The sequence below is a fragment of the Myxococcus sp. CA023 genome, assembly GCF_010998615.1.
Classification (GTDB): domain Bacteria; phylum Myxococcota; class Myxococcia; order Myxococcales; family Myxococcaceae; genus Myxococcus.
In genome coordinates this window covers 32,028-45,374 of the sequence record NZ_JAAEAH010000016.1, presented here as the reverse complement: position 1 = coordinate 45,374, position 13,347 = coordinate 32,028, and the positions used below count along the sequence as shown (strand labels likewise).

Below are 13,347 nucleotides of genomic sequence, written 5' to 3'. Positions count from 1 at the left end.
GCCGCTGTCATCCAGTGACCGCCCCCCTCGCGCCGGGACGCTCCAGGGGGAGGTGTCAATTGAGTCTTGGATGCCGGCGCTTTCCCCTGGATTCGGGCGGCGCTTCGCTGGTGTCCTCGATGCTGGGCGTCAGGAACCTGTGCTTCCTGGAGGGGAGAGACCGCGTGGACGCTGTGGATACGAGGCTGGTCGCCAGCTACGCGGTGGCCATCGCCTTCGACGTGCTGATGCCGGTGGGCATGGTGCTGTGGGCACGCCGGCGGCTGGGCGTGGCCTGGAAGGTGGTGGGCTGGGGCGCGGCGGCGTTCGCGCTGTCGCAGTTGCTCACCCGGCTGCCCATGGTGCAGGTGGCGCAGTACTTCATGCGCGACGCGCTGAAGACGTCCTCGGTGCTTCTGGGCGTCTGGATTGCCGTGCTGTCCCTCACCGCGGGCCTCTTCGAGGAGACGGCGCGGCTGTGGACCTTCCGCAAGCCGCTGAAGGACTTCCGCCGTTGGCGCGACGCGGTGGGCTTCGGCGTGGGCCACGGTGGCCTGGAGTCGGCGCTGCTGGTGGGCGGGCTGGCGGCGCTGGGGCTCGTCAACGTCATCGCCCTGTCAGTGTTGGACCCCTCCACCTTGCCGCTGAAGCCGGAACAGGTGGCGCAGGTGGTGGAAGCCAAGGCCACCATCGCCGCGCTGGACTGGTGGATGCCGCTGCTGGGGGCCTACGAGCGGCTGGGCTCCATGGTGGTGCACATCGCGCTGTCGGTGGTGGTGCTCCAGCGCTTCATCCGCGGCGAGGTGAAGTGGTACTGGCTCGCGGTGGGCGCCCACGCCTTCTTCAACGCGCTGACGGTGGTGGTGGGGAAGCAGGCCACCGCGGCGTGGGGAAAGCAGGCAGGGGCGTTCGCGGGCGAAGCCATGGTGACGGTGGCCGCGCTGGTGGGCCTGTGGGTCATCCTCTATTTCCGCCGCGTGGACTCGGAGCGCGACACAGCGGCGGTTCCGGCGCTGAAGTGAGCAGGCGTTAGCGCCCGCGGAAGCGGTCCGTGGCATCCACCAGCGCGGAGGTGTTGCCCGGCTCGTTCGCGGAGTGCCCCGCGTCGGACACCATGACGAACTCCGCCTCCGGCCACGCCTTGTGCAGGGCCCAGGCGCTCTCTGGTGGGCACACCACGTCATAGCGCCCCTGGACGATGACGGCGGGGATGTTGCGGATGCGGTGCACGTCGTCGAGCAGCTGGGTGTCGCTGCGCAGGAAGCCCCGGTTGACGAAGTAGTGGCATTCGATGCGGGCGAAGGCGAGCGCGAAGGTGTCCCCGCTGTTGCGCGCCACCAGCTCCGCGTTGGGGTACAGGCAACTGGTGCGTCCTTCCCACACGCTCCACGCGCGCGCGGCCTGCTGCTGCGCCTTCACGTCGGAACCCATCAGCCGGCGGTGGTAGGCCGCCAGCAGGTCCCCACGCTCCTCGAGAGGAATGGGCTCCAGGTAGTACTCCCACGCATCCGGGAAGAGGGCGCTGGCGCCTCGCTGATAGAACCAGTCAATCTCCTGCTTGCGGAGCAGGAAGATGCCGCGCAGCACCAGCTCCGAGACGCGCTCGGGATGTGTCTGGGCATATGCCAGGGACAGGGTGCTGCCCCATGAGCCGCCGAAGAGCTGCCACCGGGAGATGTCCAGGAACTCGCGCAGCCGCTCCATGTCGGCCACCAGGTCCCAGGTGGTGTTCTCCTCCAGGCTCGCGTGCGGGGTGCTGCGTCCGCAGCCGCGCTGGTCGAACAGGATGATGCGGTACGCGGTCGGGTCGAAGAAGCGGCGCTGGCGCGGGTCCGTTCCTCCACCGGGCCCCCCGTGAACGAAGAGCACCGGCTTGCCCTCCGGATTGCCGCTCTCCTCGAAGTACACCTCATGTCCACCGGAGACGCGCAGACGTCCGGTGCGGTAGGGCTCCAGGGGCGGGTACAGCGAACGCAGCGGCCGGTGGGACACGGACACGGGGCAGGCCTTCCGTAGCGGTGGGTGCGGCTGACCCTAACAGGGCCCCGCCGTGGGCCTTCCGTCCACCGGTGGCAGGGGGGCCGGAATGTGCGGCGGACTTCCTGCCCGGAGGGCGCTCTGTCAGGCAGGCCACGGACGATGTGACGGCGAGTTCACCGCGCCGCAACGGGGGCTTCGCGGACGGGGTGGAGACTGCCGGTTGTCTCCCACACCCCACGGAGCACGCCATGAACATCGCTTCGCTCATCCGTCCTGCGACTTCGCCTCACACGCCCGCGCCGCGCCGGCTGCGGCTGGTCTGCGTGCAGGCCACCGTCCTCGCGCAGGGTGCGGTGGGCGCCATGAAGGACGGCGTGAAGGCCTTCCGCCACATGTGCGACGTCCTCACGGGAGGCCATGCCCAGGCCCGGCACTGAGCCAGGCCATGCGTCTTCCGGCCCCGGGGAGTCAGGGGCCGGGTGCTTCACTCAGGAGGGCGCGCCCGGGCGCGGGCCGGTTTCCGGGCTCGAGGGTGCGTCCTCCTTCGGAGGCGGGGGCGGCACGCCCTTGCCCGCGGGAGCCACCACCCGCACCTCGGTGCGCTCGTCGAGCGCGAGCCCGTCACCCTTGGGCTCCGTCTCCGTCACGGAGATGACGTCGCCCCGGTTCAGCTTGAGGAAGCGCTCGTTGCGCTCGTTGCGGTGGCGCTCCTGCATCGCCAGGCCCACGCGGCCTTCGGGTCCACAGCCGATGTAGCGGTGCCGGCCCTTGCCCTCCAGGGGCTCGGAGACGATGCGGAACAGTCGCCCGGGCGTCAGCTCCGGCCACGCCTCGTCCTTGGGGGCCAGCACCAGGTAGCTCATCTTCAGCGATTCCTTGTGCAGGCTCGCCGCGCGCGCCAGCTCCTCCACCACGCGAGGCATGGGCCAGGCGCGCTCGGCGTGGCACCAGTCCGTCTCCTTCACCAGGGCGGGGCAGGGGCCGCGGTACATGCAGGGCGCGCGGACGGCGTAGCCCTTGGCCACCATGGCGTCGCGCACGTGCAGCAGGCCGCGGCTCGTCTCGCGCAGCGCGGGCTCCATCACCAGCAGGCTGCCGCCGCGCTTCACCTTCGCCAGAATCGTCTCCAGCAGCGCGGCGCGGGGGGCCGTGGCCGCGTCGCCCGTGCCGTACAGCTCGTTGACGACGTGGCCCATCGTAATCAGGTCGAACTGGCCGTCGGGCAGCGTGGCGCCCTTCTGCGTCGGGTCCCAGTCGCGGGTGGCCAGGGCCTCACCGGCCTCGGCGGCCAGGTTTCGCGCCAGGGTGAGGGCGGCCTTGCTGCGGTCGGCGGCGGTGACCTGGCCCCCGCCCGCGTCCAGGGCGGCGAAGGCCACCGGGCCCGGACCGCTGCCCAGGTCCAGCACCTGCCGGGGGCGGTTCGGCAGCTCGCCGAGCACCTGCCGGGCCTGCGCATAGGACACCGGCCAGTAGAAGAGGAGATAGGCGCCCAAGAGCTTCGGGTCGTCCATGTACCGCGCGCCGGCGAGCTGCCGCTCCCGCGTGAGGCCCAGGGAGAGCTGGCGGACACCCGCAGCCACCTCCTTCACCTCCTGGGGCGTCAGGCGCGTCTCCGGCCCGCCGCTACCGCCCCGGCCGCGTGACGCGCGCCAGACGGCGATGAGCCGCGGCATCCATCGCTCCAGGTCCTTGCTGTATGCGTTGCTCATCGAACCCAGCCTTCACCTGTGAGGCCGCGTCCCGCCGCGGCCGTTGCCAACCGATTGTCGTCCCGCCAAGCCGTCAACGGCGACATCGCCATGGAGGGGGAGACCGCGTTAAACCCTGGTCGCACATGATTTCCGTTCGCGGCCTTCGCAAGCACTACAAAGTCCATAAGCGCCCGCCGGGTCTGAAGGCGGCCCTCCGTTCGCTCGTCCACCGTAGCTACACCACGGTGAAGGCCGTGGATGGGATTTCCTTCGACATCCGCCCCGGGGAGCGGGTGGGCTTCCTGGGCCCCAATGGCGCCGGGAAGACGACGACGCTCAAGGTCCTCTCCGGCCTGCTCTATCCCTCCGACGGCGAGGTGACGGTGGACGGCCATGTCCCGCAGAAGCGGGAGGAGGCCTTCCTCAAGAAAATCATGCTCGTCATGGGGCAGAAACAGCAGCTCCTGTGGGACCTGCCTCCGGCGGAGACGTTCGAACTCAACCGCGCCATCTACGACGTGCCCCAGGCCCAGTACAAGAAGACGATGTCGGACCTGATTGAGCTCCTGGAAATCGGGGACCTCATCGGCAAGCCCACCCGTCAGCTGTCGCTGGGGGAGCGGATGAAGTGCGAGCTGGCCGCGGCGCTCATCCATCAGCCGCGGGTGCTCTTCCTGGACGAGCCGACCATCGGCCTGGACGTGGCCATGCAGGCCACCATGCGGACGTTCATCAAGGAGTACAACGAGAAGTACGGCGCCACGCTCATCCTCACCAGCCACTACATGGACGACGTGGCGGCGCTGTGCCCCCGCGTCATCGTCATCGACAAGGGCCTCCTGTCATACGACGGCGGCCTGGACGCGCTGGTGCAGCGGGTGCGGCCGGAGAAGCGGGTGGTGCTGCGCCTGTCGGAGGAAGTGGACGCCGGGCGCCTGTCGCCGCTGGGCCGGGTGGTGACGCATGAGTCCGGTACCGCGGTGCTCCAGGTCCAGCAGGAGGCGGTCAACGCCACCATCACCCGCGCGCTGTCCACGTTGCCGGTGATGGACCTCACGGTGGAGAACGCGCCGCTGGAAGAGGTGATGAGCGAGCTGTTCGCGGAGTCGAAGGCGCGCCGGACGGCGGCGTCGGAGCCGGTGCCCGCATGAGCGCCCGGACCACACTGCGCGCCTTTCCCACACTGCTGCGGGTGGGGTTCGCGGAGGCGGTGGCCTACCGCGCGGAGATGCTCATCTGGGTGCTGTCCACCACCATGCCGCTGGTCAACATGGTGTTGTGGATGGCGGTGTCGCGTGAGGCGCCCGTGGGCCGCTTCGGCGAGGCGGACTTCGTCAGCTACTTCCTGGCCACCTTCGCGGTGCGGCAGCTGGCCACGTCGTGGGCGGCGTGGCTCATCAACTGGGAGGTGAAGCAGGGGACGCTGGCCATGCGCCTGCTGCGTCCCATCTCCCCGCTGTGGGCCTACGCGGTGGAGAGCATCGCCGCTTTCCCCATGCGATTGATGGTCGCGGTGCCGGTGATGCTGCTGAGTGTGGCGCTGGTGGGGCAGAAGGCGGTGCCCCAGCACGCGTGGCAGTGGGGCTTCGTCGTGCTGTCGGTGATTGGCGGCTGGGCCGTGGCCTTCCTGGCCAACGTGGCCATTGGCGCGCTGTGCTTCTTCCTGGAGAGCAGCCAGAAGGTGCTGGAGGTGTGGCTGGTGCTCTTCTTCGTGTGCTCCGGCTACATGTACCCGGTGGAGCTGCTGCCGCCCACGCTGCGCACCATCATCGACTGGTTGCCCTTCCGCTATCAGATTGGCGTCCCGGTGGAGATGCTGACGGGGGCCTATGGCTGGGAGGAGTCCCTGCGGCTGCTGGCGGCCCAGTGGGCCTGGGTGGCGGTGCTGGGCGCGTTGGCGGCGGTGACGTGGAAGCAGGGCGTGAGGCGCTTCGCGGCGTTCGGGGGCTGAAGTGAAGGTGAAGCGCTATCTGCGGCTGCTGGGCATTCAACTCAAGGCGTCGGGGCTGCTGTCCCTGCAGTACCGCGCGGACTTCTTCACGGAAGGGCTGACGTCCCTCTTCTGGACCTTCACGGCGCTGGCGCCGCTGTTCGTCGTCTACAGTGAGCGGCCCAGCATCGAGGGCTGGAATTTCGGCGAGGCGCTGCTCGTGGTGGGCTGGTTCACGCTGCTGCAGGGCATCCTGGAGGGCGCCATCAACCCCAGTCTCACGGGGGTGGTGGAGCACATCCGCAAGGGCACGTTGGACTTCGTGCTGCTCAAGCCGGCGGACGCGCAGTTCCTGGTGTCCACGCAGCGCTTCCAGCCGTGGCGGGCCTTCAACGTGCTGACGGGAATCGGGCTGTTCGTCTATGCCTTCATGCACTTGGGACGGTGGCCGTCGGTGACGGGGCTGCTGGCCTCCGTGCTGCTGCTGGGGACGAGCACGCTCTTGCTCTACTCGCTGTGGATTCTGACGGTGAGCGCGGCGTTCTTCGTCGTGCGGGTGGACAACCTGACGTACCTGTTCACCTCCATCTTCGACTTCGCGCGCTGGCCGTCCTCCGTGTTCCAGGGCGTGGGGCGCGGCGTACTGACGATGGTGTTCACGTACGTCATTCCGCTGGCGCTGATGACGACCTTCCCGGCGCAGGCCATGCTGGGACGGCTGCCGCCCCAGTCGCTCGTGGGCGCGGTGGTGGGCGCGGGCCTCTTCGCCTGGGGCTCACGTCAGGTGTGGCTGCGCTCCATCCGCCGGTACACGTCGGCGAGCAGCTGACGCGGGCATGAAACGCCTCTCCCCAGCGCGGTGACTCGCGCCGCCCCGGGGAGAGGATGACCGCCAAGGCCTACTTCTTCAGGCCGCGGGTCGTGTCCTGGACGATTCTGGTCACGTTCGCGATACCGCCACCGACGATGTACCAGCTCGGGGCGTCGACCACGATGACCCGGCCCTGCTTGAAGGCGCGGGTCTGGCTGAGCTCCGGGTGCTTGGCCAGCGTCTCCAGGGCCTTGTTCTCACCCCCGCCGGTCGCGGCGCCGCGGTCCAGCACCACCAGCCACTCCGGGTTGGCGGCCACTGCCTTCTTCAGCAGGGCGGCCGCGGCTTCCTGACGGGCCTTCGCTTCGGGCGACCCGGCCTGCGGGCGCGGGCCGTCGTTGCTGCCCTCCGCCTTCGGGACCACGGCGTTGAAGCCCGTCAGTTCGTGGAGATAACCGAAGCGGTCGCCGGGCGCGTGCACCATGACGTTGCCATTCAGGGTGAAGAGCATCACGGCGGACTTGCCGCCCGTCAGCTTCTTCAGCGCCGCCCACTCCTTCTCGAAGTTCTTCACCAGCGTGTCGGCTTCCTTCTGCTTGCCGAAGGCCTTGCCCAGCGCCAGCGTCTGGCCCGTCACGTCCTCCACGAAGTGGTCGGCGCGAACGGACATGTTCACGGTGGGCGCAAGCGCGCTCAGGGCCTCGGCCTGCTTCCGCGAGCGCCCACCCACCACGATGAGGTCCGGCTTCAGCTCCGCGAGGACCTTGGTGTCGGGCTCGAACAGGCTGCCGGCCTGGGTCACGCCATTGCTGTTGTAGGCGGACAGCGTTGCCGGGAAGGTGGACTTCGGCACGGCCACGGCACGGATGCCGAGCGCGTTCAGCGTGTCGAGCACGCCGAGGTCATAGACGGCGAGGCGGGACGGCGTGGCTGGCACGCTCAGCGTGCCAGTCTCATGCTTCAGCTCGAAAGCAGCGGCGGGAACAGCGGTAGCCAGACCGGAGGCGAACAGTGCCGCGACGAGCGGGCGATGGAAACGGCGCATGGGGAGTTCTCCGAAACGTGACCGCGAAAACCGAGGGACGTTCCGGCGGATATGCCACGTCGCTCCTCGGCTCGACAGCGGCAGCGTCCGAGTCAAGGAACGCTGGATGGTTCATATTTGCATTTTGAGATTAGTTTGCATTATCGACATGGCCGCGCGTTTGTCGCTGCTGCGCCCCTCCGAGCGTTCCTGCCCTGTGAAGGCGAGGAACCGCCAGAGCGGCGCCATGGTGCTCTGTTCATGCGTGCCTGGGACAAGCACGTAGACAGCCGGCGCTGCGAAAGAGGCCGGGAGGATTCGAAGGAGGCGGTCGTCGTTCGCGTGGCGAGCAATTCTGTGGTTGCTCGAATTGCATGGCCTGGCGCGGCAGCCTTTGGCTTTCACCCCGCACGGGTGGGTGCCCAAGGCCCCACGTATTTATGTGTTCAGTTTTGGGTGGTGCGATGGTCCGCCCGTGCAGGGCTGGGGTAAAGGCGCCGGGCGCGGTCCCGCCGCGCATCCCCCCGTCACACAAAGGACCCCCACTCATGTTTGACCCTATCGGGTTCGGCCGTAAGGCCGCACTCTTGATGACGCTCGTGTTCGCAGGATGCTCACACGAGGATTTTGCAGACGCGCTGAATGAGCCATGGACCCAGGACGCCGAGCTCGCTTCCGTCAGTTGGGTAGGCACCCCCAGCATGTCCACTCAGCGGCTGGACCATACGGCCACGGTGCTGCCCAATGGTCGCGTGTTGGTCGCCGGTGGCCAGTCCTCCACGAGCGCCGAGCAATACGACGTGGCGACCGCGCGGTGGCTCAGCGCGGGGAGCATGAATGTCATCCGCCGGCGCCACACCGCGACGCTGCTGCCCAATGGCAAGGTGCTGGTGGTGGGCGGTGACGTCGCCGCCGCGACCACCGGCACCGCGGAGCTGTACGACGTGGCCACCGGGACCTGGTCTTCCACCGGCAGCCTGGACTCCCTTCGCTCGGGACACACCGCCACGTTGCTGCTCGACGGCAAAGTGATGGTGATGGGCGGCGAGGACGGCACGGGAACCGCGTTGAGGACGGCGCGTCTGTATGACGCCGACACGGGGACCTGGAGCTCCGCCCACAGCATGACCGCCCCGCGCATGGGACATGCGGCGACGCTGCTGCCCAATGGAAAGGTGCTGGTATCGGGCGGGCGCTCCAGTTCGTGGGGCACCGTCCTCCGGACCGCGGAGCTCTATGACCCCGTCACGGGAATCTGGTCTTCCACCACCTCCATGAGCTCGCCGCGCACGGGGCATGCTTCGACGGCGCTGCTGAATGGCAAGGTGCTGGTGTCCGGCGGGCTGGTGGATGACATCACCGCGACGCGCAGCGCGGAGCTGTACACCGTGGAGACAGGCGTCTGGGGTTCCGCGGGGAGCCTGATGCCCGTCGAGCGCGCGCACCACACCGCGACGGTGCTGCACTCCGGCGAGGTGTTCATCACCGGTGGCTCGGACGGCAGCGAGCCCTACCTCCAGAGCGCTGCATTGTATGACCCCGTCAACGCGCTCTGGACCTCCACTGTTTCGATGGGCACCAGCCGGCTGGGCCATACCGCCGCGCTGCTGGGTACGGGGGAGGTGCTGGTCGCGGGCGGGAGCCCGGACGGCGTCCTGCGCACCGCTTCCGCCGAGCGCTACTCCCCACCCACGCCCCCCTGGCGCGCGGCCAATGCCATGCTGTCCGCGCGGTACCACCATTCATTGACGGTGTTGTCTTCGGGCGAGGTCCTCGCGGCTGGTGGCACGGCGAATGGCAGCACGGCTTTGACGGGCGCGGAGCGCTACTCCGAGGCCACGGGCCACTGGCTGCAGACGGGCACGCTGCTCACCGCGCGCTATCTCCACAGCGCGACGCTGCTGCCCAATGGCAAGGTGCTGGCAGCGGGAGGCCAGAGCGCGTCGTCCAGCTATCTGCCCTCGGCGGAGCTCTATGACGCGGCCACGGGCACGTGGAGTTCCACGGGGGCGCTGGCTTCGCCGCGTGCGCGCCACACCGCGACGCTGCTGCCCAACGGCAAGGTCCTGGTGGCGGGAGGCCGGATGAGCTCCAGCTTCTCTGGCATGCTGGCCACCGCGGAGCTGTATGACGCGGCGACCGGGACGTGGACCGCCACCGGGGTGATGAGCCGCCGTCGGCAGTACCACACCGCGACGTCACTGCCGTCCGGCAAGGTGCTGGTGGTGGGAGGCAACACGCAGGATGGAGACACGTCCTCGGCGGAGCTCTATGACGTGTCCACGGGGCAGTGGACGCTCACCGGCTCCCTGTCCGGGACGCGTTATGGCCACACGGCGGTGGCGCTGCCGTCGGGCAAGGTGCTGGTGGCCGGAGGCTGGGGCTCGCGGGGGGCGCTCGCCACGGCTGAACTCTACGACCCGGCGACGGGCATCTGGACCTCACTCACGTCCATGCAGCACTCCCGCTACGGACCGATGTCCGCGCTGCTGCCCTCCGGCCGCGTGCTGGTGTTGGGCGGTGACGGAGGGGGCACCGTGGGCTTGTTGGCCTCGGCCGAGGTGTATGACCCGGCCAGCGGTCAATGGCACGGCGCCGGAACGCTGCCCACGGCGCTCACCAGCGCGAGCGTGGTGACGCTGGTGGGCTCTGGCCGCGTGCTGGTGTCGGGAGGTCTGGGCCCCAGCGGCTCGTTGTCCTCCGCCGGGTTGTATTCGCCCGCGCCCTGATTCCGCCCCGCCCCGGGGGCTTGTGTCACCGGGGCGGGCTTTCGGATGCGGCCCGCAAGACAGCTCGAGGGCTGGGGTGTCGCCTGGGTGATGGCGGCTCGCTTTCGGGTGACTCGAGCCGCGTATCCACTGCTCCAATCTCCCAGCGGTGCATTCGAGGGGGACGCATGAATCGGATTCAAAGGGTGGTCATGACGGGGTTGTTCGCCGGAGTGCTGGGAGGGGCTCCCGCGTCCTGGGCCGGCGCGGCGAAGACGCAATACCCCGTGGTGTTCGCGCACGGCATGGGCGGGTTCGATGACCTGCTCGGCTACGACTACTGGGGGAACGACTTCGGCACCTTCGTGGGCGAGGCCTGTGAATCGCGCTTCGACACGAGCTGCAACAGCGACCTCGACCCGGGACAGCGCGCCTTCGTTGCACAGGTGGCGGCGTTTCAGTCCTCGGAGGTCCGCGGGTTGGACCTGGCGGACGACATCGAGGGCTTCATGGCGACGACGGGTGTCTCGAAGGTGAGCATCATCGGCCACTCTCAAGGGGGCATCGACGCGCGGAAGGCGGCGCGCGTGCTGCGGGAGCGAAGGGGCGCCACGTCGGTGGCGGTGCTGGCCAGTGTGTCTTCGCCGCACCGGGGCTCTCCGGTGGCGAAGTACATCCTCGACCAGAAACCGGGCGTCACCAGCGTCATCGCGGCGCTGGCGCGCTACTACGGCGACTCCGTCTATGCGCCGGGCAATGATGCCTACGCGGCGGCGAAGCAGCTCGTCTTCAATGACTATTCATCCTCGGACGGTGTCGTCACGGGCATGAAGGCCTTCAACGAGAAGTACCCGGTGAGCAGCAACTACGCGGAGCGCTACGTGTCCCTCATCACCGCGCAGTTCGGGGGGAATGTGAATCCGGCGCTGTACCTGTTGAAGGAGTTCCTCTTCGACATCGACGGCAACGGCTACTGCGTGGGGGATGGGGACAACGACGGCGCGGCCGGCTGCGGCGACGGCGTGCGCAACGAAGCGGATGATGATGGCATGGTGGGCATCAACTCTCAGCAGATGGGGCGTCGGCTGCGCTACCACGACGCCTTCTTCGGCTTCGACTCGGTGACGGACGATGCGTTCATTCCCGCGCTCAATGATTTGAACGCGCCATCGCGTCCGCAGAGCACCTCCATGTCCAGCGTGGTGCCTCAGGACCATGTGGATGTGGTTGGGGTCGGGCCGGACGCCTTCGATGAGCCAGAGTTCTACGCCGCCCTCATCCATTACATCTCACTGCATGATTGACGTGCCGGCGCGTCAGGCCCCGGGCTGCGGGGCTTCGACTTCCCTTTTCGCCCTGCGGTTCCGGGGAAGGCGATGCAGTGCCGCAATGCGTCAGGCCACGCGGGGAAAGTGCTCGATTGGGCGCGTATCTAGCCTGGCGGGAAAATTTTCCTCCCGCTGGGCAACCTTAGACTCTAATCTCGTTTTCGCTTACGCACCGCTTCGTGCGGTAGGAGAGGCTGTGTTTGTCAGCTTGCTTGTGCGTGCAATGTACACCCGTGCGTATTAATTGGCTTAATCACGCTGAACCCAAGTGAACCTCGCCGCGCGCCGATGCCTGTGGCGCCAGCGACTGGTGTCTTCGAGGCTAAGTCGAGCAGGGCCCGCGCTTGGGAACACGGTGCCAACGCCAGCACGTTCCCAACCGCTGGGCCGCACCCTCTCCCTCAGACGACCTCCAACCGGAGGACTCTAACCGGGAGGCAAACTGGAGTGGGGCGGCTGGCGTCTTCAGTGCCAAGTCGTAGCGTAAATTAAACGCTGCTCATTTGGGACGCTGTGCAGACTTGGGGCGCGGGAGTGAGTCAGTGCTACCCCATTGTCGATGGTCAGTCGGGCTCGGGCTGTCGCTGCGCGCCGACGAGCACCTTGCCATTCACCCTGTAGGGGTATGGCTGGCTGGACAGTCGGCTGGGTAAGTTGTTTGATTCGTCGTTGACCGTCTGGGGCGGCGACGATGCTGTTTGGTGATGGGGTTCCGGTCTTTTGGATGTCTTCCAGGGATGTTATGCGCGGGAGCGACGATGCAGGAAGCTGTAGGCTGGAGGAAGGTGGATTACAAGGTCCTTTGGGGGGCGGGCTTGTCGTTGTTTGGTGCAGTTGTTACGGGCTTGGTTGTGAATTATTTGAGCAATGAATTTATCTCTCCAGTGGCCAGTCTGGAGTATTATTCCGAGAGGGCAGTCCCCTTTGAGATGGGGGGCGAGCAGATTGCCATTTATCATTCGACCGTTAGAAATACGGGTGGAAGGTCGATTGAGAATGTTTTCATGGTGCAGTCGGTGGCGGGGGCGAAGATCGAAGGCGGGCGTGTCACAACCCCACCGGGGGTGGAGCATCGGGACGCGTTGGGGGGGAATGAGTTCTCGTCAATGATTCTTAATTTGAATCCTGATGAGTCTGCATCGGTTTCGACCTTTGTTAAGTCGAGATCCGATTTGCCTGAGCGGCCCAAGTTGAAAGTTCGTGCTCAAGGGGCGACAGCTCGTGAGGCAGTTGCTGGTGGGCAAGGGGTTGGGGTGGGGCGGGTGGCTGCCATTGCTGGATTCGCGTCTGTTGTGACGCTGGTCTTGTTGTTCGTTTTTGTTCGCAGGAAAGAGGTGGCCGGGTCGGCAGCACCTGTGTTGACGGCAGTTGATGCGGCTGGTGTTGAGCTTGTTACTCTTGATTTTAACAAGGGGGTTGATTGGCCGCTGTTGTTGCGGAAAACGAAGCGACTTGATGTTTTTGTTGTTTTTGGTCGCACTTGGCGAGAGGGCAACTTGCCGCATCTGCAGCAGCTTGCTGATAGGAAGGTAAATGTTAGGCTTGTTGTTCCTGATTATTCGAATGATGATGTTCTGCTGGGGCTTTCGCGTCGGTTTGGAATGAAGCCGGAGGATGTTGCTAGGGATATTCAGGAAACCGTTTCTCGATTTCGTCAGATATTCGGTGAGAAGAGAAGTCGGCTGGGTGTTTGGCTGCATGTCCGTGTGCCTACGTATACGTACTATAGGGTTGATGGTGCTTGTGTTGTGACTAGCTACCGGCACAGGGTGGGGAAGGGAGAGGTTCCGGTATTTCAATTGAGACCGGGCGGGTCTCTTGCGAATTTTTACGACGCTGAGTTTGATGATTTTGTGGCACAGGAAGCGCAGGCGGTTCGGGCGTTGCATGGTTGAG

At 66.8% G+C, this 13,347-nt stretch carries 11 protein-coding genes; 8 read left to right on the top strand and 3 right to left on the bottom strand.

Annotated elements, in window-relative coordinates:
• Positions 1-59 precede the first annotated feature (59 nt).
• The gene (locus tag F8M74_RS09380; protein WP_240462281.1) at positions 60-1,001 is read left to right on the top strand and encodes a YhfC family intramembrane metalloprotease; all 942 of its coding nucleotides are present in this window, start codon (positions 60-62) and stop codon (positions 999-1,001) included.
• A 7-nt stretch (positions 1,002-1,008) separates the two neighbouring features.
• On the opposite strand, the gene pip is transcribed toward F8M74_RS09380, so the two are convergent.
• Complete coding sequence (gene pip / locus F8M74_RS09375) at positions 1,009-1,977, bottom strand: prolyl aminopeptidase (protein ID WP_141258109.1); 969 nt, start codon at positions 1,975-1,977, stop codon at positions 1,009-1,011.
• A 230-nt stretch (positions 1,978-2,207) separates the two neighbouring features.
• On the opposite strand from pip, the gene F8M74_RS09370 reads away from it, so the two are divergent.
• Positions 2,208-2,396 (top strand): hypothetical protein, encoded by a 189-nt coding sequence (locus F8M74_RS09370; protein ID WP_141258108.1) that lies wholly within the window; start codon positions 2,208-2,210, stop codon positions 2,394-2,396.
• Positions 2,397-2,447: 51 nt separating this feature from the next.
• On the opposite strand, the gene F8M74_RS09365 is transcribed toward F8M74_RS09370, so the two are convergent.
• Entirely contained in the window at positions 2,448-3,668 is a 1,221-nt protein-coding gene (locus F8M74_RS09365; protein ID WP_141258107.1) for a small ribosomal subunit Rsm22 family protein, read from the bottom strand.
• Between the two features lie 125 nt (positions 3,669-3,793).
• Here F8M74_RS09365 and F8M74_RS09360 point away from each other — a divergent pair, with 125 nt between their 5' ends.
• The 3 genes from F8M74_RS09360 to F8M74_RS09350 are packed head-to-tail and all read left to right on the top strand — an operon-like array spanning position 3,794 to position 6,409.
• Positions 3,794-4,801 carry an ATP-binding cassette domain-containing protein gene (locus F8M74_RS09360; protein ID WP_141258106.1) on the top strand — a complete coding sequence of 336 codons (1,008 nt, stop codon included), beginning with the start codon at positions 3,794-3,796 and terminating at the stop codon, positions 4,799-4,801.
• Positions 4,798-5,601 carry an ABC-2 family transporter protein gene (locus F8M74_RS09355; RefSeq protein WP_141258105.1) on the top strand — a complete coding sequence of 268 codons (804 nt, stop codon included), beginning with the start codon at positions 4,798-4,800 and terminating at the stop codon, positions 5,599-5,601. Before F8M74_RS09360 ends, F8M74_RS09355 begins: the two co-directional genes overlap by 4 nt.
• A gap of 1 nt (position 5,602) precedes the next feature.
• The gene (locus tag F8M74_RS09350) at positions 5,603-6,409 is read left to right on the top strand and encodes an ABC transporter permease (RefSeq protein ID WP_141258104.1); all 807 of its coding nucleotides are present in this window, start codon (positions 5,603-5,605) and stop codon (positions 6,407-6,409) included.
• 70 nt (positions 6,410-6,479) lie between these two features.
• On the opposite strand, the gene F8M74_RS09345 is transcribed toward F8M74_RS09350, so the two are convergent.
• Positions 6,480-7,436: a siderophore ABC transporter substrate-binding protein gene (locus F8M74_RS09345; RefSeq protein WP_141258103.1), complete on the bottom strand. Its 957-nt coding sequence runs from the start codon at positions 7,434-7,436 to the stop codon at positions 6,480-6,482.
• A gap of 680 nt (positions 7,437-8,116) precedes the next feature.
• On the opposite strand from F8M74_RS09345, the gene F8M74_RS09340 reads away from it, so the two are divergent.
• The 3 genes from F8M74_RS09340 to F8M74_RS09330 all read left to right on the top strand — a co-directional run bounded on the left by F8M74_RS09340 (position 8,117) and on the right by F8M74_RS09330 (position 13,346).
• Positions 8,117-10,144, top strand: a complete 2,028-nt coding sequence (locus F8M74_RS09340; RefSeq protein WP_228560419.1) for a kelch repeat-containing protein — start codon at positions 8,117-8,119, stop codon at positions 10,142-10,144.
• 167 nt (positions 10,145-10,311) lie between these two features.
• Positions 10,312-11,427 carry a triacylglycerol lipase gene (locus F8M74_RS09335; protein ID WP_141258102.1) on the top strand — a complete coding sequence of 372 codons (1,116 nt, stop codon included), beginning with the start codon at positions 10,312-10,314 and terminating at the stop codon, positions 11,425-11,427.
• Between the two features lie 809 nt (positions 11,428-12,236).
• Positions 12,237-13,346, top strand: coding sequence for a hypothetical protein (locus F8M74_RS09330; protein WP_162295054.1), 1,110 nt, complete (start codon positions 12,237-12,239; stop codon positions 13,344-13,346).
• The last annotated feature ends 1 nt before the right edge of the window (position 13,347 follow it).